The organism is Streptomyces sp. NPDC090741, from assembly GCF_044769045.1.
Classification (GTDB): domain Bacteria; phylum Actinomycetota; class Actinomycetes; order Streptomycetales; family Streptomycetaceae; genus Streptomyces.
In genome coordinates this window covers 1-17,254 of the sequence record NZ_JBIVXF010000028.1, presented here as the reverse complement: position 1 = coordinate 17,254, position 17,254 = coordinate 1, and the positions used below count along the sequence as shown (strand labels likewise).

Genomic DNA, 17,254 nt, shown 5'->3' with positions numbered 1-17,254 from the left:
GAAATTCAGCCCCTCAGTCCCATTCCAGGCCGCCGCGGCGCCACACGTAGGCGTAGGCGACGAAGACGGTGAGCACGAAGAGCAGCATCTCGACGAGCCCGAAGATCCCCAGGGAGTCGAAGGTGACGGCCCAGGGGTAGAGGAAGACAACTTCGATGTCGAAGACGATGAAGAGCATCGCCGTCAGGTAGTACTTGATGGGGAAGCGACCGCCGCCGGCCGGCGTGGGCGTCGGCTCGATGCCGCACTCGTACGCCTCAAGCTTCGCCCGGTTGTACCGTTTTGGGCCGATCAGCGTGGCCATGACCACGGAGAAGATCGCAAACCCTGCGCCGAGGGCGCCGAGCACGAGGATGGGCGCGTATGCATTCACGCTCCTCGCTCCTTCCAGTCGTCCTTGACCGTTGGACCGCTGTGCCGGCGCCGAGCGAACCGCCCCGCGAAGATCGCCCAACTCGACGAGATCGCATGTGAGGCAGTTCACAAGCCGGACTGCTGCGCATCTTATGCCCGGTGGTCTGTGATCTGCGACACGGGAAACAACACCGAGTTTGTGATCTCCACCACCTGACGAACGATCATGAAGTCCGATGAGCTGTGATCTTCATACGCGAAGCATCCACATGATCACCAAAGGTGACATCTGGCCCCGTTACCGCAGGTAGAAGGCTGATGGCACTATCAAACGATGGCGGGTGCAGGCAAATTTGCGAGATCAAGCCTTGCACGGTAAAGGAAATCGCCGTCGCCCGGCCGGGGGAGGCCCCGGGGACGGGAGTGGACGGACATGAAGAGGGGCGGGACGCGTGCGCGCGTTCACGAGCGGCGGGCGCGGGCGGCGGCTCGCCGGGGGTGCCGCCCCACGGGAAGTTCACGGACGGATCACGGTCGGACCACAGCACCCTCACAGTGAGACGGTTCTGTGACCTGCGCCACTTCGATTTCTCGGTTCCGAAAGCGGGCTTGGCCATCTGTCCGCAGGGATGGTAGGTCGTGGATCAATTCGGACTTATTACGGAAACCCCTTGATCACAGCCCTGTGACGGCGTGTCCGATACGTCCGTTACGGCGTCAATAAGACGCGCGACGCGCCCGGTTAGCCCGATTCGCGAACAACTGTGGCGCAGACCACGTTTCTTGAAGGGAACCCGGACCCCCTGATAGCGGTTGTCCTCATGTCCCACACCGCTCACATACCCAGCCACCGGAAGCCCCGCCGCAGCGCCTCGAAGCTCGCGGTCCGCGCCGGAGTTGCCGGTGGCGTCCTCAGCACCCTGGCGATGGCCGGCACGGCGAGCGCGTCCCCGTCCGAGCCCGTGACCGAGACGACGCTCGAAATGCCGGTCCTGAACCTGGATCTGGCCGCCGACGTCTCCTCCGCCGTCACCACCGCCGCCGAGAACACGGCCGCCGCCGCCGTCACCGGTGAGCTGCGCACCCAGGAGGAGCAGGCCCGTACGGGCGCTGCCGCCGAGGCCAAGAAGGCCAAGGAAGACGCCCAGAAGGCCGACGCCGAGAAGAAGGCGAAGGCGGAGGCGGACCGCAAGGCCGAGGCCGAGCGCGCCACCCGCAGCTCCTCCCGGACCTCGCTGCAGAACGCCTCCGCGTCCGACTCCGGCGAGCAGGGCTCGGGCACCGTCACCGCCCCGTCGACCGGCTCCGCCGCCGCGATCGTCAACTTCGCCCGCGCACAGGTCGGCAAGGCGTACATCAGCGGCGGCACCGGCCCGTCCTCGTTCGACTGCTCCGGCCTCGTCCAGGCCGCCTACCGCCAGGCCGGCGTCTCCCTGCCGCGCGTGTCGCAGGACCAGTCCACCAGGGGCTCCGCGGTCTCCCTGAGCGCCCTCCAGCCGGGCGACATCCTGTACTGGGGCTCCAGCGGCAGCGCCTACCACGTCGCCATCTACGTCGGCGGCGGCAAGTTCGTGGGCGCCCAGAACTCCGGCACCGGCGTCGTCGAGCGCTCCCTGAGCTACGACCCGCCGACGGGCGCCCGCCGCGTCCTCTGAGCTCCCTGACGTCGCGGACCGTCCCTGAGGCTCCCCAGGGGCTCCTGAGCCCCTCTCGGCGCGTCCCGGCACGTCTCAGCACGTCTCAGCACGGCCCGAGGGCCGGCACTCCCCCGCTCGGGGGCGGAGTGCCGGCCCTTTCCGCGTTCGCCGGCACCCTGAGAGGATGGCGGGGCGCAGCGCCCGATTCAGGCCAGGAGGTGGCGGACCGTGATGACCGACGCGTACGAGGAGCACGACGGCGCCGCCGACCCCACCCCTGTACCTGCCGCCGCCGGGCTCTTCCTGCTCGCCGTCGGCGGCTGGCTGCTCAACATCACCCGCCCGTGGCACAAACCCGGACATCCCGTCATCCTGGGGCTCGGCTGGGCCGTTGCGTTCGCGCTGCTGCTGTGGGGCGCGGTACTGGTGGCCCGCTGCGTACGGACGGTCCACGGCGGAATGGCCGGCGCTGCCGAAGACGACGAAGCGGGCCGAACCGGAGCAGACCCGGCCCGACCCGCTCCGTAGGACGCGCCCTCAGGCCTTGGGGGCCACCTTCGAGAGGCCGTTGATGATGCGGTCCATCGCGTCACCGCCCGCGGGATCGGTCAGGTTGGCCAGCATCTTCAGCGTGAACCGCATCAGCACCGGGTGCGTCAGGCCGCGCTGCGCGGCGACCTTCATGACCTTCGGGTTGCCGATCAGCTTCACGAAGGCGCGGCCCAGCGAGTAGTAGCCGCCGTACGTCTCCTTGAGCACCTTCGGGTAGCTGTGCAGCGCCAGCTCCCGCTGGGCCGGGGTGGCCCGGGCGTGCGCCTGCACGATGACGTCGGCGGCGATCTGACCGGATTCCATCGCGTACGCGATGCCCTCGCCGTTGAACGGGTTGACGAGCCCGCCCGCGTCGCCGACCAGCAGCAGGCCCTTGGTGTAGTGCGGCTGGCGGTTGAAGGCCATCGGCAGGGCCGCGCCGCGGATCGGCTGCGTCATGTTCTCGGGGGTGTAGCCCCAGTCCTCCGGCATGGACGCGCACCAGGCCTTGAGGACCTCGCGCCAGTCCAGCTCCCGGAAGGCGGAGGAGGAATTGAGGATGCCGAGGCCGACGTTGGACGTGCCGTCGCCCATGCCGAAGATCCAGCCGTAGCCGGGCAGCAGCCGGTCCTGCGCACCGCGCCGGTCCCACAGCTCCAGCCAGGACTCCAGGTAGTCGTCGTCGTGGCGGGGCGAGGTGAAGTACGTACGGACGGCGACGCCCATCGGGCGGTCCTCGCGCCGGTGCAGGCCCATCGCGAGGGACAGCCGCGAGGAGTTGCCGTCGGCGGCGACCACGAGCGGGGCGCTGAAGGTGACCGGGGTCTTCTCCTCGCCCAGCTTCGCCTGCACGCCGGTGATGTGGCCGGTGCGGGGGTCGCGGACGGGCTCGCCGACGTTGCAGCGCTCGTACAGGCGGGCGCCGGCCTTCTGGGCCTGGCGGGCCAGGGTCTCGTCGAAGTCGTCGCGCTTGCGGACGAGTCCGTAGTCCGGGAAGGAGGCGAGTTCCGGCCAGTCCAGCTGGAGCCGCTGGCCGCCGCCGATGATCCGCAGGCCCTTGTTGCGGAGCCAGCCGGCCTCTTCGGAGACGTCGATGCCCATCGCCACCAGCTGCTTGGTGGCACGCGGGGTCAGACCGTCGCCGCAGACCTTCTCGCGCGGGAACGCCGTCTTCTCCAGCAGCAGGACGTCGAGTCCGGCCTTGGCGAGGTAGTAGGCGGTGGTCGAGCCGGCGGGCCCGGCCCCGACGACGATCACATCCGCGGAGTGTTCGGAGAGGGGCTCGGTCACTGCGGGGTCTCCCGAAGGCTCGATAAGGGGTGCCCAACGGCACGGGACATGTGCAGTCTATGCAGCGAGAGAGATCACGAACCCGAAGGGCTGCCCCGATGACCGCTTCGCCCACGTCGCCCACCTCGCCCACCTCGCTCCCCGCCGTCCGGCTGCGCGTGCCGACCGACGAGGACGCGCGGGCCTGGCACGAGGTCTTCGACGACCCCGACGTCATGGAGTTCCTCGGCGGCCCCGCCGAGCTGTCCCTGTACGAGGAGTTCACGGCGCGGCAGCGGCTGCACGACGCACAGCTCGGCTTCTGCCTGTGGACGCTGCTGGACGCGCAGGGCGCGGTGATCGGCTTCACCGGCGCGCAGCCGTGGCCGCAGGAGAAGGCGTGGGGCCCGGTCGGCGAGATCGAGATCGGCTGGCGCCTGGGCCGCTCCGCGTGGGGCAAGGGCTACGCGTACGCCGCGGCCCTGGCCACGCTGGAGCGGGTGCGCGCGGCCGGGGTCGGAGACGTGGTGGCGATGATCAACGACGAGAACCGCCGCTCGATCGCGGTGGCGGAACGCCTGGGCATGACCCTGGCGGACCGCTTCCTGCTCCCCAACGGCATCCGCTACGGCCGCCGCTACGAACTCACGCTCGCCACCGAGTAGGGGCGGGGGAGCCGGCTCAGAAGACGGAAAGGCCGGTCAGCGTCGTGAAGCGGTCCAGGGCGGCCACGCCCGCAACGGAGTTGCCGTGCGGGTCCAGGCCCGGTGACCAGACGGCCAGCGTGCACACGCCCGGGACCACCGCCACGATGCCGCCGCCCACACCGCTCTTGCCGGGGAGGCCGACGCGGTAGGCGAACTCGCCTGCCGCGTCGTACGTCCCGCAGGTCAGCATCACCGCGTTGACCTGCTTGGCCTCGCTGCGCGTCAGCAGCCGCGAGCCGTCCGCCCGCAGCCCGTGCCGGGCCAGGAACCGCGCCGCCCGCGCCAGATCGGCACAGGTCATCTCGATCGAGCACTGCCAGAAGTAATGGTCCAGCAGCGTCGGCACGGGGTTGTCGATGTTCCCGTACGAGGCCATGAAGTGCGCCAGCGCGGCGTTGCGGTCGCCGTGCTCGTGCTCCGAGGCCGCCACCTCCGCGTCGAAGCCGAGCTCCGGGTTCCCGCTCTCCTCCTGGAGGAACTTCAGCAGCTCGCTGCTCGCGTCGCCCGTCAGCGTCTGCAGCCGGTCCGTGACCACCAGCGCACCCGCGTTGATGAACGGGTTGCGCGGAACGCCGTTCTCGTACTCCAGCTGCACCAGGGAGTTGAACGGGTTGCCCGACGGCTCCCGGCCGACCCTCTCCCACAGGCTGTTGCCGCCCTCGGCCAGCGCCAGGGCCAGCGCGAAGACCTTGGTGATCGACTGGGCCGAGAACGGAACCTGCCAGTCCCCCACCCCGAAGACATTCCCGTCCAGATCGGCGACGGCCATCCCGAACTGCCCCGGATCCACGGACGCGAGCGCCGGGATGTACTCGGCCGGCGTGCCGCTGCCCACCAAGGGGGCGACGTCCGCCGCTATCTGCTCCAGGAGCGGCTGGTAGTCCACTGCCCGCTGCCCGCTACGCCGTCTTGACGCCGCGGTGCAGCGCCACGATGCCACCGCTCAGGTTCCGCCACGCCGCCTTCGACCAGCCGGCCTTCTGGAGCAGCGCGGCCAGCGCCGGCTGGTCCGGCCACTCGCGGATCGACTCGGCCAGGTACACGTACGCGTCGGGGTTGGAGGACACCGCGCGGGCCACCGGCGGCAGGGCGCGCATCAGGTACTCCATGTACACCGTCCGGAAGGGGGCCCACGTGGGCTGCGAGAACTCGCAGATCACGACCTGCCCGCCCGGCTTGGTCACCCGGTACAGCTCCCGCAGTGCCGCGTCCGTGTCCTGCACGTTGCGCAGCCCGAAGGAGATCGTCACCGTGTCGAAGACGTCGTCCTTGAACGGCAGCTTCGTCGCGTCGCCCGCGGTCAGCGGCAGCCAGGCGTGGCGCTTCTTGCCCTCGCGGAGCATCCCGAGCGAGAAGTCGCAGGGGACGACGTACGCGCCCGTCGCGGCGAACGGCAGCGAGGAGGTCGCGGTTCCGGCGGCCAGGTCCAGCACCTTGTGCCCGGGGCGCGCACCGACCGCCTTGGCGACCTCCTTGCGCCACAGACGGGCCTGCCCGAGGGAGAGGACGTCGTTGGTGAGATCGTAGTTCGCCGCCACACCGTCGAACATGGAGGCGACTTCGTGCGGCTGCTTGTCCAGGGAAGCGCGGGTCACTGGCGTTGGCCCCTCAGATGCGGTGCGGTACGGGTGGGCGGATACCGGGCCATTCTCGCAGGCTGCCCCGCGCCCCGCCGTCGGGGGCACAACTGGCCCGATGGACAGTTACGCGGGGCCCGCGCGTCCGCGTTGACTGGCGAACAGGGTCCGACAAGGCCTACTGAATCGCAACATTTACGAACAAAGGGCTCCACGATGCCGGCAGGCCAATCCACCGGTCACGGTCGAGGTACCCGCCTCGGCCCCCGCGCCCAGCGGCGGGCCGAGCGGCGCAAGCGGCTCCGCCGCACCGTCCTCGGAACGGCCGCACTGGTCGCCGTCTCGGCGACGGCGTACGCGGTCGTGCCGCTGGACGACGCCGCCTCCGTCTCCGACTCCGTGGCCGCGCCGCCGCCCGGTGCGCCCGGGCCCGGTGCCTCCGGTGCGCCCGGGCAGGATCCCGCCGCCGCGTCCGCGTCCCCCTCGGCCCCGGCCGGGTCCGCCGGGCCCGGGAAGTCCTCCGACGGCTCCTCGAAGCCGGGCGGCGGCGGTGGCGCGGGCGCGGGGGGCTCGGCCGCCGGCAAGGTGCCCCAGTCCGGCCCGGGGACCTTCGCCGCCTCCTCCCGCTCCGGGCAGGCGCAGGGCAGGGGGACCGCCCTCCGCTGGCGGATCGAGGTCGAGGAGGGCAGCGGGGTCGACGCGGACGCCGCCGCCCAGTCCGTCGAGGCGATCCTCGGGGACCCGCGCGGCTGGATCCAGGACCCGGCGTACGGCTTCCAGCTCGTCGGGGCCGGCCAGCCGGTGGACTTCACCGTGAAGATCGCCACACCCACGACCACCGACCGGCTGTGCGAGGTGGTCACCCCCGAGCTCATCGGCGAGACGAACTGCCGGGCCGGGCACACCGTCGTGGTCAACCTCAAGCGCTGGCAGGAGGGATCTCCGCAGTTCAAGGGGGCCGTGGAGGAGTACCGGGCGCTGATCGTCAACCACGAGGTGGGCCACGAGCTGGGCCGCGACCACGAGACCTGCCCGGGCCCCGGAAAGCCCGCTCCGGCGATGATGCAGCAGATCAAGGGGCTGCTCGGCTGCGAGGCCAATGCCTGGCCGTTCGACCGGAAGGGAACCTACCTGTCCGGCCCGAACGTTCCATAGGACACAGGGAGAGCCGATGGGCCGGCCGAGTTGACCACTCGGCCCACCGATCATCGGCCGGGGGCGAGGAGTCGAAAACCGTGCGCGTCGTCAGCTTCAGCGTCCCCGCCTGGTTTCCGCCCCGCGCCGAACAGGAAGTGCGGCCTCAGGCGCAGCTCACCGAGCAGGAGTCGGCCGTGTTCCTGTGCCTGGCGACCGGCGCCTCGAACGCGGAGCTCGCAGGCGAGCTGCAACTGTCCGTCAGCACCGTCAAGTTCCACGTCCACAACATACGGGCGAAGCTGGGCGGCATAAGCCGCCTCCAGGCCTGCCTCCTGGCCGCCCTGGCCCGGGAATCCGTAAGAACCTAGCGGCGGCGGTGGAGCAGGCGGCCGCCTATGACCGTGGCCACGCAAGTGGTCGCGCCCTGCGCGAGGAGCTCCGCCGGGCCTGCCACCGCGAACACCGCGAAGCGGGCCGGGGCGCCCGCGTCGAGTGCCCCGTGGAAGGCCTCCTCGGCCGACTCGCGGCCGGCGAAGGGGTCCAGCGAGGGTTCCCCGGCGGCGGCCGGGGGCAGCAGCGTCAGCCCCGAGCGGACCACCGCCGCCCGGACCGCCGGGACGATGAGCTTCCCGGTCACCGCCACCACCCCGCGGGCCAGCAGCTTCTGCGTGGCCCGCCGGGCGCTGTTGCCCCAGCGGGCCTCGGTCAGCTTCAGGCCGGCCAGCGCCCCGGCTCCGCTGACCGGGTCGGCCCCGAGCTCGGCGGTCTCGTACGGATCGTCCGGGTAGTACGTCCGCTCCAGCAGCACGTCCGCCCCGCGCACCAGCAGCCCCGGGGTCAGCACCCCGGGCCAGCGCCGGACCCGCGCGTGCGGCCAGGCCGCGGCGAGCTCCTCGTACGGGCCCACCCGGGCGATCCGGTCACCCTCGACCAGGACCGCCCCGGCGGGCAGCGGCTCACGGCCGGGCCCGGACAGCAGGACGTCGGCGGTGTGAAGCGTCAGCACGGCCGCGTCAGTTCGTGGAGATGAGCTTCAGCTCGGGATGCGCAGTGCCGCCCTCGATCGCCGTGGACGAGATGTGCGAGACCACGCGGTCGTCGACCGGGTCGTTCGCCGGGTCGTCGTGCACGAGGAGGTGCTCGTACGTGGTCGCGCGCTGCGCCGGAACGCGGCCCGCCTTGCGGATCAGGTCGATGATCTCCTGGCGGTTCGAGCGGTGCTTGGCACCCGCCGAGGAGACGACGTTCTCCTCCAGCATGATCGAGCCGAGGTCGTCCGCGCCGTAGTGCAGCGAGAGCTGGCCCGCCTCCTTGCCGACGGTCAGCCAGGAGCCCTGGACGTGGGCGATGTTGTCGAGGAAGAGCCGCGCGATCGCGATCATGCGCAGGTACTCGAACACCGTCGCCTGGGTCCGGCCCTTGAGGTGGTTGTTCTCGGGCTGGTACGTGTACGGGATGAAGGCGCGGAAGCCGCCGGTGCGGTCCTGCGTGTCCCGGATCATCGCGATGTGCTCGATGCGCTCGGCGTTGGTCTCGCCGGTGCCCATCAGCATGGTGGAGGTGGACTCCACGCCCAGCTTGTGGGCGATCTCCATGATCTCCAGCCAGCGCTCGCCGGACTCCTTCAGCGGGGCGATCGCCTTGCGCGGCCGCTCCGGCAGGAGTTCGGCGCCGGCGCCCGCGAAGGAGTCGAGGCCGGCCGCGTGGATGCGGCGGATGGCCTCCTCGGCCGAGACGCCCGAGATACGGGCCATGTGGTCGACCTCGGAGGCGCCGAGGGAGTGGATGACCAGCTGCGGGAACGCCTTCTTGATGGCGGAGAAGTGCTCCTCGTAGTACTCCACGCCGTAGTCCGGGTGGTGTCCGCCCTGGAACATGATCTGCGTGCCGCCGAGCTCCACGGTCTCCGCGCAGCGGCGCAGGATGTCGTCGAGGTCGCGGGACCAGCCCTTCTTGGTGTCCTTCGGGGCCGCGTAGAAGGCGCAGAACTTGCACGCCGTGACGCACACGTTCGTGTAGTTGATGTTGCGCTCGATGATGTACGTCGCGATGTGCTCGATACCGGCGTAGCGGCGGCGGCGCGCCGCGTCGGCCGCCTGGCCGAGCGCGTGCAGCGGGGCGTGCCGGTAGAGGTCGAGCGCCTCTTCCTTGGTGATCCGGCCCCCTGCGGCGGCGCGGTCGAGGACAGACTGGAGAGCGGCCTGGTCGGTCACCGGTGCGTCACCTTTCGGCGGTGTCAAGAGGTACGGACCGATCCAGCGTACGCCAGGGCCCGTCGACGGGTTTCAGGGGATGCGGGTCAGGTCGCCTTCGGGGTTTCCGGCCGGGCCGTCGCCCGACTTGTAGTGGAGCGTCCCGTTGGCGTTGAGGGTGAAGCGCTCGTCGGCGGAGCCGTTGGAGCAGACCCCGGGAGCCGGGTTGGGGCCGCCCGCCGTGTCCAGGACGAGCGAACGGTCGGTGGCGGAGGCCAGCTTCCAGTCGCCGCTGCAGTCGGTGCCGAAGATCGGGACGACCGACTTGTCCCGGGCGACGACCTCGCCGACCTTGCCGGCCTTGATGGTGATCTCGAACTCGCTGGAGACCCCGGCGCGGGCGGTGGTGACCGTCCCCTTCCACGTGCCCGTCAGCTCCTTGGGGACGTCGCCCCGGGTGCCGGTCGGCGCCCCCGTCGAGGGCTTGGCCGTCGAGGGCGTGGAGGAGGGCGCGCCCGAGGGGGTGGCCGAGTCCTTCGGGGCCGGGGTGCCGGACGCCGCCGTCGACGGGGGCCTGGCGGCGGAGTCGCCCGACGCGTGCTGGTCGCCGTCGCCGCCCGGGAGCAGCCCCAGCCCGTACAGCCCGCCGCCGGACAGCACGGCCAGGGCGGCCGCCGCCGCGAGGACCAGCGAGCAGCTGAAGCGCCGCCCGGCCGCGTTGAAGGTGACCTGGCGCGCCTGGTCGGGAGAGGTCCGCGGCTGCGGCACCCCGCCCCCGGCGGTCTCGGTGGGGCTGTGCACCGCGTCCGTCGGCGGCGGCCCGTAGGGCCCGTACGAGGGACCCGCCCCGCCGCCGGACGCGGCGGCGCTCCCGTACGAGGGGTCCGGCGCTCCGAAACCGACCGCGGGTCCCCCGTACGAGGAGGCGGTGAACGGCACCGGCCCCGACGCGGATTCGTCGACGGACGCCGCGAAACCCTCCGAGGGGCCCACCGGCGCGGCCTCCAGGTCCAGCAGGGCCATGGCGGCGCGGCTGGCCTCCTCCACCACGGGCGCCGGAAGCCAGCCGGGAGCGCGCAGGGCGCCGGCGAGCGCCTCCGCGATCTCCGCCGGGGCGGGCCGGTCGGAGGCCGCCTTGGCCAGGCAGGCCGCGATCAGCTCGCGCAGCCCGCCGGCCGGGACGGCGTCGAGCTCGGGCGGTTCGTGGACCACCTTGTAGAGGAGGGTCGCCGAGTTGTCCCCGGTGAACGGCGGCCGCCCGGTCGCCGCGAAGGCCAGCACGGCGCCGAGCGAGAACACGTCGGCGGCCCCGGTGATCCCCTTGCCGAGGATCTGCTCGGGGGACATGTAGCCGGGGGAACCGATGGAGACGCCGGTGGAGGTCAGCGAGGCCGTCCCGTCGGTGGCCCGGGCGATCCCGAAGTCGATGAGCCGGGGGCCGTCGAGAGTCAGCATCACGTTCGACGGCTTCACGTCCCGGTGGACGAGCCCCAGCCCGTGCACGGCCACCAGCGCCCGGGCCAGGCCTTCGCCGACGGCCCGTACGGAGGCCTCCGGAAGGGGCCCGTGCGCGGCCACCGCACCGCCGAGCGAGGGGCCCGCCACGTAGCCGGTCGCCACCCACGGCACCGCCGCCTCCGGGTCGGCGTCCAGCACGGGCGCGGTCCACTCGCCGCCGACCCGCCGCGCGGCCTCGACCTCGCGGCGGAAGCGGGCTCGGAACTCCTCGTCGGAGGCGAAGTGCGGGTGCACGATCTTGACGGCGACCGTCCGGCCGCCGGCACTGCGGCCGAGGTAGACCCGCCCCATGCCACCCGAGCCGAGCCGGCCGAGCAGCCGGTACGCGCCGATGGTCCGCGGTTCGCCGGCTTCGAGCGGCTGCATCGCGTCCCCCTCCCCCGTCGATCCCCTGGGCGCTGATCGCCAAGAGCACCTTAGAGCGGTCGCGGTCCCGCCGGGGCGGATCCGGCGGGCTCGAATCCGGATCTCCGCATTCCTGCTGTAAAGCGAAAAGATGGGGAATTACCGGGAAAGGACATTTCCCCCGACCGGGCTCTGCCCGGAACCGCGGCTACCGCTCGGAAAAGCGATCACGGGAACCGACCGGAAGCGATCAGCGGCGCGCGCCGTCCCCGTTCAGCAGCTCCACCTCGACATCGGCGGCATAGCCCGTACTCGATCCCGTACGACGGGCGAATTCCCTTACGCCGGCCAACTGTTCGGGCCCGAAGCGGAAGTCGAGCGTCGTGAAGTACCGCTCCAGCAGATCGGCGTCGAAGGCCTCCCAACGGGCAGCCTGCTCGGCGACCTTGGCGACCTCCTCCAGGGAGAGGTCGCGCGAGTCGAGGAAGGCCTCGTGCACCTTCTGCACGACGACCGGCTCGCGGGCGAGGTAGTCCTTGCGGGCGGCCCAGACGGCGAAGACGAACGGCAGTCCGGTCCACTCCTTCCACATCAGCCCCAGGTCGTGCACGTCGAGGCCGAGCCGGGGCGCGTCGTGCAGCGAGGCGCGCAGGGCGGCGTCCCCGATCAGCACCGCCGCGTCCGCCTCCTGCATCATCAGGCCCAGGTCGGGCGGGCAGGTGTAGTAGTCCGGCTGGACCCCGTACCGCTCGGAAAGCAGCAGCTGGGCGAGGCGTACGGACGTACGGGAGGTCGAACCGAGGGCGACCCGCGCCCCGTCCAGCTGCTCCAGCGGCACCTGCGAGACGATCACGCAGGACATCACCGGGCCGTCGCAGCCGACCGCGAGATCGGGGAACGCGACGAGCTGATCGGCGTTGCGGAGGAACTCCACGAGGGTGATCGGACCCATGTCGAGCTCCCCCCGGACGAGGCGCTCGCTGAGCTTCTCCGGGGTGTCCTTGGTCAGCTCCAGGTCCAGCAGCGTGCCGGTTCTGGCCAGTCCCCAGTAGAGCGGAAGGCAGTTCAGGAACTGAATGTGGCCGACGCGGGGCCGGCTGCGATAGACGTCCACATCGCGAGACTAGCCCCCGCGTCCACGTCAGCCTTCGGGCGGGCCTCAAACGTCCGGGTGACGTGATCTTTCCCTCTGGTCTCCGCCACAGGGTGCGTGCTAGGCTCGTCCGCAAGTTGCAGTTTGGTTTCCCTTGCAGTACGAGGCCTGCGGAGAATGTGACCCGCAGGCTTTTGTAGTTTTCAGACTTCTTAGCAGGTTCTGGAGCAGGGCGACCCTTTGGCCCATAGGAGGGCTCATGGCTACCGGAACCGTGAAGTGGTTCAACGCTGAAAAGGGCTTCGGCTTCATCGCCCAGGACGGCGGCGGCCCGGATGTCTTCGTCCACTACTCCGCGATCAACGCCTCTGGCTTCCGCTCCCTTGAGGAGAACCAGATGGTGAACTTCGACGTCACGCAGGGTCCGAAGGGCCCGCAGGCGGAGAACGTCACCCCGGCCTAGTCGCCTGGGCCAACCTAATCGCGGTTGGAAAAGCAGTACCCAAGGAGCCCTGCCTCCTCCGTGCGAGCGGAGGTCGCGGGGCTCCTGCCTTTTGCCCGAAACGCCGACCGCCCCCGGTCACCGTTCGAGACGGTGACCGGGGGCGGTCCGTGTACGTGTGCGGACTGCCTACGAAGCCGGCGGCGTCGGGGCCGCCGTGATCTTCAGGTCCAGGATCAGGACCACGTTGTCCTTCGTGATCAGACGCAGGTGGTACGTGCCCGGGGCGACGTCCGCCGTGAACAGCTCCGGCAGCGCGATCTTGCCGTCGGCGCCGGTCGGGGCCAGGAGCAGGCTCGTCACCTTGGCGCCGTCCTTGTCCTTGAACCAAGGGCCCTTGGACTTGGCCGGGTCCACCGGGACCCACGCACCGTCTTCGTTCTTCTCGACCAGCCCGGCCGTGACCTGCGTACCCTCCGCGGCCTCGCCCTTTGCCGTGGCCGTGACCTCCAGGCCCTTGAGGCTCTTGCCCGCCTCGACCTCCAGCGGCTTGTCCGCACCGGCGTCGGTCCGGGCCAGTTTGTCCGCGACCGGGACCGGCTTCGCCGTGACCGTGCCGGTGAAGTTCACCGTCAGCTGCGCCTCGGTGTTGTACGCCGCCACCCGCAGGGTGAAACCACCCGCCTTGGCACCGGCCTTCAGGCCGGGCAGGGAAGCGATGCCCTCGGAGTCGGTCTCGACCACGAGGAAGGTCTTGCCCTCGGCGGCGATGAAGGAGCCCGTGGTGTCGTCCTTGAGCTCGAACAGGATCGGCTTCGCGGCGGCCGGCTTGCCGTCGCTGAGCACCGCCTTGATCCGCGGGACCGCCGTGAACGCGGACCCGGCCTCGGCCTTGAGCTCCGCACTGCCGAGCAGCTCCAGCTTGGCCAGGCTCGGCGTGGGCGTGGGCTTCTGCGGCTCCTGCGGCTTCGACGGCGTGGGCGTCGGGGTCGGAGTCGGGGTGGGCGTGGGCTTGGGCGTCGGGGTGGGAGTCGGGGTCGGGGTCGGCCTCGGCGTGGGCAGCGTGGTCGTGGGCGGCGTCGGGAAGTTCCCGACGGGCGGGTTCGGCACCCCGGCGACACCGCTTTGGTACTGGTGCATGTACCCGACCACGGTGTTCACGTACTCGCGCGAGCTGTTGTAGCTGAGGATCGCCCGGTCGAGCTGCGCCTCGTCCGAGAGGTTCCGGTCGCCCGCGCACAGGTAGAGACCCGCACCCAGCGCCGCGTCGTAGATGTTGTTCGGGTCGCGCTTGGAGTCGCCGTTGCCGTCCGCTCCCCACTTGGCCCAGGTGGACGGGATGAACTGCATCGGGCCGACGGCACGGTCGTAGACGGCGTCCCCGTCGAACTCGCCCTTGTCGGTGTCCTTGACGTCGGCGAAACCGTTGCCGTCGAGGCGCGGGCCGCGGATCGGCTTCTCGGTGTAGCCGTCGGCCTTGAGCCCGTAGCCCGAGGCGTGGACGGACTCGACGCGGCCGATGCCGGCGAGCAGCTGCCAGGGCAGCTTGCAGCCGGGGAGTGCGGCGGCCACGGAGAGCTCGGCGCGCTTGTACGCGTCGAGGGCGGTCGCGGGTATGCCGCTGGCCCCCTCGCCGGCGCCCGCACCCGTGGTGGGCGGTACGGCCGGGTCGGCGAGCGGGTCGGGCAGATCGAGGCGGGCATCGCCGCGGTCGGTTGCCTGGGGACTGTCCGGGGTGGGCTCGGACTCGCCCGCGTCGGCGGTGGACGTGTTGGTCACCACTGCGGCGGTCGTCAGGCTGGCCGCGAGCGCGGCAGTGCACAGGACCTTGCGCGAGGTGTTGACGAGGTGACGGTGAAGCGGCTTCACAGTTCGGCGATCCCCCCAAGGCGGCCGACAAGGTATACGGCGGGTCGAGCCGTGGATATCCACTGTCTATCAGGTATTCGGACACGACTCACCGGTGCCTCGGCAGATGTGACACACCATTCGTCTCGGCTTCACCGGGTCCTCACGGCCGTTCGCACAAAGGGCGTTGGTCCATGACGGGAAGGCCCCGAAATCCTACCGTTTGACTGAACCGGAAGTCCTGACGCGCCGCGCACCGGAGACGGCCCCGGCCGGACCTACGGTGGGGTGCCATGACCACCACCGAGCCGGTCCGCGTCCCCGACCTGTCGGACCGCCCCCACCAGCTGACCGTAGAGCGGTCGATGATCGCCACCGAGCACACCCTGTACGCGGGGTGGACCGAGGAGTTCGACCGCTGGTTCGCGGCGCCGGGCTCGGTCCTGATGAGGGCCGAGGTGAACGCGCCGTTCTTCTTCGAGACGGAGTTCGCGCCGGAGCAGGGGGCTCCGCCGACCAGGCACCCCCACTACGGGCGCTTCCTGCGCCTGGTCCCGAACCGGCTGGTGGAGCTGACCTGGGTGACGGGCCGGGGCGGCACGGAGGGCGCCGAGACGGTGGTCACCGTGGAGCTCCTCCCGCACCCGATCGGCACCCATGTGCGGCTGACGCACGCGGGGTTCCACGACGAGGCCGCCCGGGACCGGCACGAGGCGGCCTGGCAACAGGTCCTGGTGCAGCAGGACGAGGTGCTGACCGGGGCGGAGTGAGGGCCGGCCCCACCCGCCGCTACAGGCAGGCCCACACCGTCTTCCCCGGATGCCCCGGCGGCCGGTCCCGCACCCCCCAGTCCCGGGCCACGGCCTCCACGACCACGAGCCCCCGCCCGCCCTCCGCCGACCACGGACCGGCGGGCGCCGGCGCCTCCGGCGGGCGCCGGCGCCTCCGGCGGCCGCTGCTCCCCGCGCGCGTCGCTCACCTCCACCCACACCCGCCGCCCGTCGTACCGGAGTACGACCTCGAAATTCCGCCCGGGTACGTGCCCGTGCACGACGGCGTTGGCGGCCAGCTCGCCGATCACGAGCTCGACGTCCTCGGCGAGCGTGCAGCCGTAGGGGATCCCCCAGGCCTCCAGCTGAACCCCCACGAGCCGCCGCGCGAGCCGCGCCCCGCGGCGGGTGGCGCTGAGCAGCATCCGGGACTCGCGCGTCCCGGGGGTCGCGCGGCCCTCACGGCCCTCTTGTGCAATGTCACTGATTTCGGTCGTCACCTCACCGAGCGTGTCCGGAGCGCCGTACGCTTTCCAGTGGCGGCGGCACTACGGCCGAGTCCCGTAGGGCCGACCCCTGTTGCGTGTACGGCCCGTACGGACGAGGGCGGTTCAGCCTATGAACGACCTGTCAGACCGCGAGGAACAGCCGGAGCGACCAGTCGAGGTCGACGGCACGACACACCTCTTCAAGGCGCTCGGCAAAATGATCAAGTTGCTGAGAGAAGCGGCGGGCCTTCAGCAGAAGGAACTGGCCGCGCTGGTGCACGTGAGCGAGGACCTGGTGTCCTCGATCGAACGGGGAGTACGCACCCCCCAGCCGGAGTTCCTGGAGAACGCCGACCGTGCGCTGGGCGCCAGGGGCGTCCTGCTGGTGGCGATCCCGGAGGTGAAGGAGGCACTGAGGCGGGCGCGGACGCGGCATCCGGATTGGTTCCGGAAGTTCGCGGAGGCGGAGGCGGAGGCGGTTGCGCTGCACTACTACAGCGTGCAGGCCATCCCCGGACTCCTCCAGACGGAGGCGTACGCGCGCGCCGTGTTCAGCCATCGCCGACCGGTACTCGATGAACAGACCATCGAGAAGCGGATCGCCGACCGGCTCGCGCGGCAAGCGATCCTCGACCGCTGGCCCGCTCCGACGTTCAGCTTTGTCCTGGAGCAGGCACTTCTGGAGCGTCCCACCGGCGGTCGGGCGGTCCACGCGGAACAGCTACGTCGACTGCTGGACATCGGACGGCGTCGCACCGTACATCTCCAGGTGATGCCCATGGATCGCGAGGAACACCCCAGCCTGGACAGTTCGTTCACACTCTTGCGCCCCAAGGGGCGCAACGAGGTGGCATACACCGAGACCTACGGCCACGCGAACATCATCACTGATCCGGAACAGGTAAGGATCTACAGCGAGCGCTATGGGATCATCCGGGCACAGGCACTCACGCCACACGAGTCCCTAACCTTGATCGAGAAGATGCTGGGAGAACCATGAACACCACCGACCTGGACTGGTTCAAGAGCAGCTACAGCAGCGGCGAAGGCGGCCAGTGCCTCGAAGTCGCCTACGCCTGGCGGAAGTCGAGCTACAGCAGTGGCGAGGGTGGCGAATGTGTCGAGGTGGGGGCGTGCGCCGAAGCCGTCCACATCCGGGACTCAAAGGTGACGGCCGGCCCCGAACTGGCCGTGGCGCCGGCGGCCTGGGCTGCGTTCCTGGGCGGGATCTCCCGCTAGCGGGGTCCCGGCAACCGGTATCAGAGGGAGTCCGGGGGTTTCCCGACAGTCCACTGTCCTTCCGGTGCGGTCCGGCCCGTCAAGGGCGCTCACTTCGTTCGCGTCGC

18 protein-coding genes and 1 pseudogene are annotated in these 17,254 nt (G+C 70.9%); 9 read left to right on the top strand and 10 right to left on the bottom strand.

Going from position 1 to position 17,254, the window contains the following annotated elements:
- Positions 1-13 precede the first annotated feature (13 nt).
- Entirely contained in the window at positions 14-373 is a 360-nt protein-coding gene (locus ACIQU4_RS40770) for an NADH-quinone oxidoreductase subunit A (protein ID WP_030028256.1), read from the bottom strand.
- Positions 374-1,175: 802 nt separating this feature from the next.
- Here ACIQU4_RS40770 and ACIQU4_RS40765 point away from each other — a divergent pair.
- Together ACIQU4_RS40765 and ACIQU4_RS40760 are read left to right on the top strand one after the other, a co-directional pair.
- Positions 1,176-2,009 carry a C40 family peptidase gene (locus tag ACIQU4_RS40765; RefSeq protein ID WP_403742500.1) on the top strand — a complete coding sequence of 278 codons (834 nt, stop codon included), beginning with the start codon at positions 1,176-1,178 and terminating at the stop codon, positions 2,007-2,009.
- Between the two features lie 213 nt (positions 2,010-2,222).
- Positions 2,223-2,519 carry a hypothetical protein gene (locus ACIQU4_RS40760; protein ID WP_403742497.1) on the top strand — a complete coding sequence of 99 codons (297 nt, stop codon included), beginning with the start codon at positions 2,223-2,225 and terminating at the stop codon, positions 2,517-2,519.
- A 9-nt stretch (positions 2,520-2,528) separates the two neighbouring features.
- Here ACIQU4_RS40760 and ACIQU4_RS40755 read toward each other — a convergent pair whose 3' ends face one another.
- The gene (locus tag ACIQU4_RS40755; protein ID WP_030162011.1) at positions 2,529-3,812 is read right to left on the bottom strand and encodes a geranylgeranyl reductase family protein; all 1,284 of its coding nucleotides are present in this window, start codon (positions 3,810-3,812) and stop codon (positions 2,529-2,531) included.
- A gap of 98 nt (positions 3,813-3,910) precedes the next feature.
- Between ACIQU4_RS40755 and ACIQU4_RS40750 the strand changes: the two genes are divergently transcribed.
- The gene (locus ACIQU4_RS40750) at positions 3,911-4,456 is read left to right on the top strand and encodes a GNAT family N-acetyltransferase (RefSeq protein ID WP_403742494.1); all 546 of its coding nucleotides are present in this window, start codon (positions 3,911-3,913) and stop codon (positions 4,454-4,456) included.
- A 16-nt stretch (positions 4,457-4,472) separates the two neighbouring features.
- Here the strand turns inward: ACIQU4_RS40750 and ACIQU4_RS40745 are convergent, their stop codons facing one another.
- Both ACIQU4_RS40745 and ACIQU4_RS40740 read right to left on the bottom strand, forming a co-directional pair.
- Positions 4,473-5,384, bottom strand: coding sequence for a glutaminase (locus ACIQU4_RS40745; protein ID WP_403742491.1), 912 nt, complete (start codon positions 5,382-5,384; stop codon positions 4,473-4,475).
- 13 nt (positions 5,385-5,397) lie between these two features.
- A complete protein-coding gene (locus ACIQU4_RS40740; RefSeq protein WP_403742488.1) occupies positions 5,398-6,093 on the bottom strand; it encodes a demethylmenaquinone methyltransferase in 696 nt (231 codons plus the stop codon).
- Between the two features lie 198 nt (positions 6,094-6,291).
- Here ACIQU4_RS40740 and ACIQU4_RS40735 point away from each other — a divergent pair, with 198 nt between their 5' ends.
- Both ACIQU4_RS40735 and ACIQU4_RS40730 read left to right on the top strand, forming a co-directional pair.
- Entirely contained in the window at positions 6,292-7,230 is a 939-nt protein-coding gene (locus ACIQU4_RS40735) for a DUF3152 domain-containing protein (protein WP_403742483.1), read from the top strand.
- Positions 7,231-7,310: 80 nt separating this feature from the next.
- Positions 7,311-7,580, top strand: a complete 270-nt coding sequence (locus ACIQU4_RS40730; protein ID WP_403742480.1) for a response regulator transcription factor — start codon at positions 7,311-7,313, stop codon at positions 7,578-7,580.
- Here the strand turns inward: ACIQU4_RS40730 and ACIQU4_RS40725 are convergent.
- The 4 genes from ACIQU4_RS40725 to ACIQU4_RS40710 form a co-directional block, all read right to left on the bottom strand.
- On the bottom strand, positions 7,577-8,218 hold the full coding sequence (locus ACIQU4_RS40725) for an imidazolonepropionase-like domain-containing protein (protein WP_403742478.1): 642 nt from the start codon (positions 8,216-8,218) through the stop codon (positions 7,577-7,579). The genes ACIQU4_RS40730 and ACIQU4_RS40725 overlap by 4 nt on opposite strands.
- A gap of 7 nt (positions 8,219-8,225) precedes the next feature.
- Positions 8,226-9,425, bottom strand: coding sequence for a cyclic dehypoxanthinyl futalosine synthase (gene mqnC, locus ACIQU4_RS40720; protein WP_403742475.1), 1,200 nt, complete (start codon positions 9,423-9,425; stop codon positions 8,226-8,228).
- 72 nt (positions 9,426-9,497) lie between these two features.
- On the bottom strand, positions 9,498-11,288 hold the full coding sequence (locus tag ACIQU4_RS40715) for a serine/threonine-protein kinase (RefSeq protein WP_403742472.1): 1,791 nt from the start codon (positions 11,286-11,288) through the stop codon (positions 9,498-9,500).
- A gap of 229 nt (positions 11,289-11,517) precedes the next feature.
- Entirely contained in the window at positions 11,518-12,381 is an 864-nt protein-coding gene (locus tag ACIQU4_RS40710) for a menaquinone biosynthetic enzyme MqnA/MqnD family protein (protein WP_403742469.1), read from the bottom strand.
- 238 nt (positions 12,382-12,619) lie between these two features.
- Between ACIQU4_RS40710 and ACIQU4_RS40705 the strand changes: the two genes are divergently transcribed.
- Positions 12,620-12,823, top strand: a complete 204-nt coding sequence (locus ACIQU4_RS40705) for a cold-shock protein (RefSeq protein WP_030162033.1) — start codon at positions 12,620-12,622, stop codon at positions 12,821-12,823.
- A 168-nt stretch (positions 12,824-12,991) separates the two neighbouring features.
- On the opposite strand, the gene ACIQU4_RS40700 is transcribed toward ACIQU4_RS40705, so the two are convergent.
- Complete coding sequence (locus ACIQU4_RS40700; RefSeq protein WP_403742466.1) at positions 12,992-14,671, bottom strand: lytic transglycosylase domain-containing protein; 1,680 nt, start codon at positions 14,669-14,671, stop codon at positions 12,992-12,994.
- Positions 14,672-14,943: 272 nt separating this feature from the next.
- On the opposite strand from ACIQU4_RS40700, the gene ACIQU4_RS40695 reads away from it, so the two are divergent.
- On the top strand, positions 14,944-15,420 hold the full coding sequence (locus tag ACIQU4_RS40695) for an SRPBCC domain-containing protein (protein ID WP_403742462.1): 477 nt from the start codon (positions 14,944-14,946) through the stop codon (positions 15,418-15,420).
- A 146-nt stretch (positions 15,421-15,566) separates the two neighbouring features.
- Here the strand turns inward: ACIQU4_RS40695 and ACIQU4_RS40690 are convergent.
- Positions 15,567-15,845, bottom strand: a pseudogene (locus tag ACIQU4_RS40690) (ATP-binding protein); the annotation flags it as partial.
- Positions 15,846-16,038: 193 nt separating this feature from the next.
- On the opposite strand from ACIQU4_RS40690, the gene ACIQU4_RS40685 reads away from it, so the two are divergent.
- Both ACIQU4_RS40685 and ACIQU4_RS40680 read left to right on the top strand, forming a co-directional pair.
- Positions 16,039-16,908, top strand: coding sequence for a Scr1 family TA system antitoxin-like transcriptional regulator (locus ACIQU4_RS40685; protein WP_403742459.1), 870 nt, complete (start codon positions 16,039-16,041; stop codon positions 16,906-16,908).
- On the top strand, positions 16,905-17,147 hold the full coding sequence (locus ACIQU4_RS40680) for a DUF397 domain-containing protein (RefSeq protein WP_403742456.1): 243 nt from the start codon (positions 16,905-16,907) through the stop codon (positions 17,145-17,147). The genes ACIQU4_RS40685 and ACIQU4_RS40680 overlap by 4 nt, the downstream gene beginning before the upstream one ends.
- Positions 17,148-17,254: the final 107 nt, after the last annotated feature.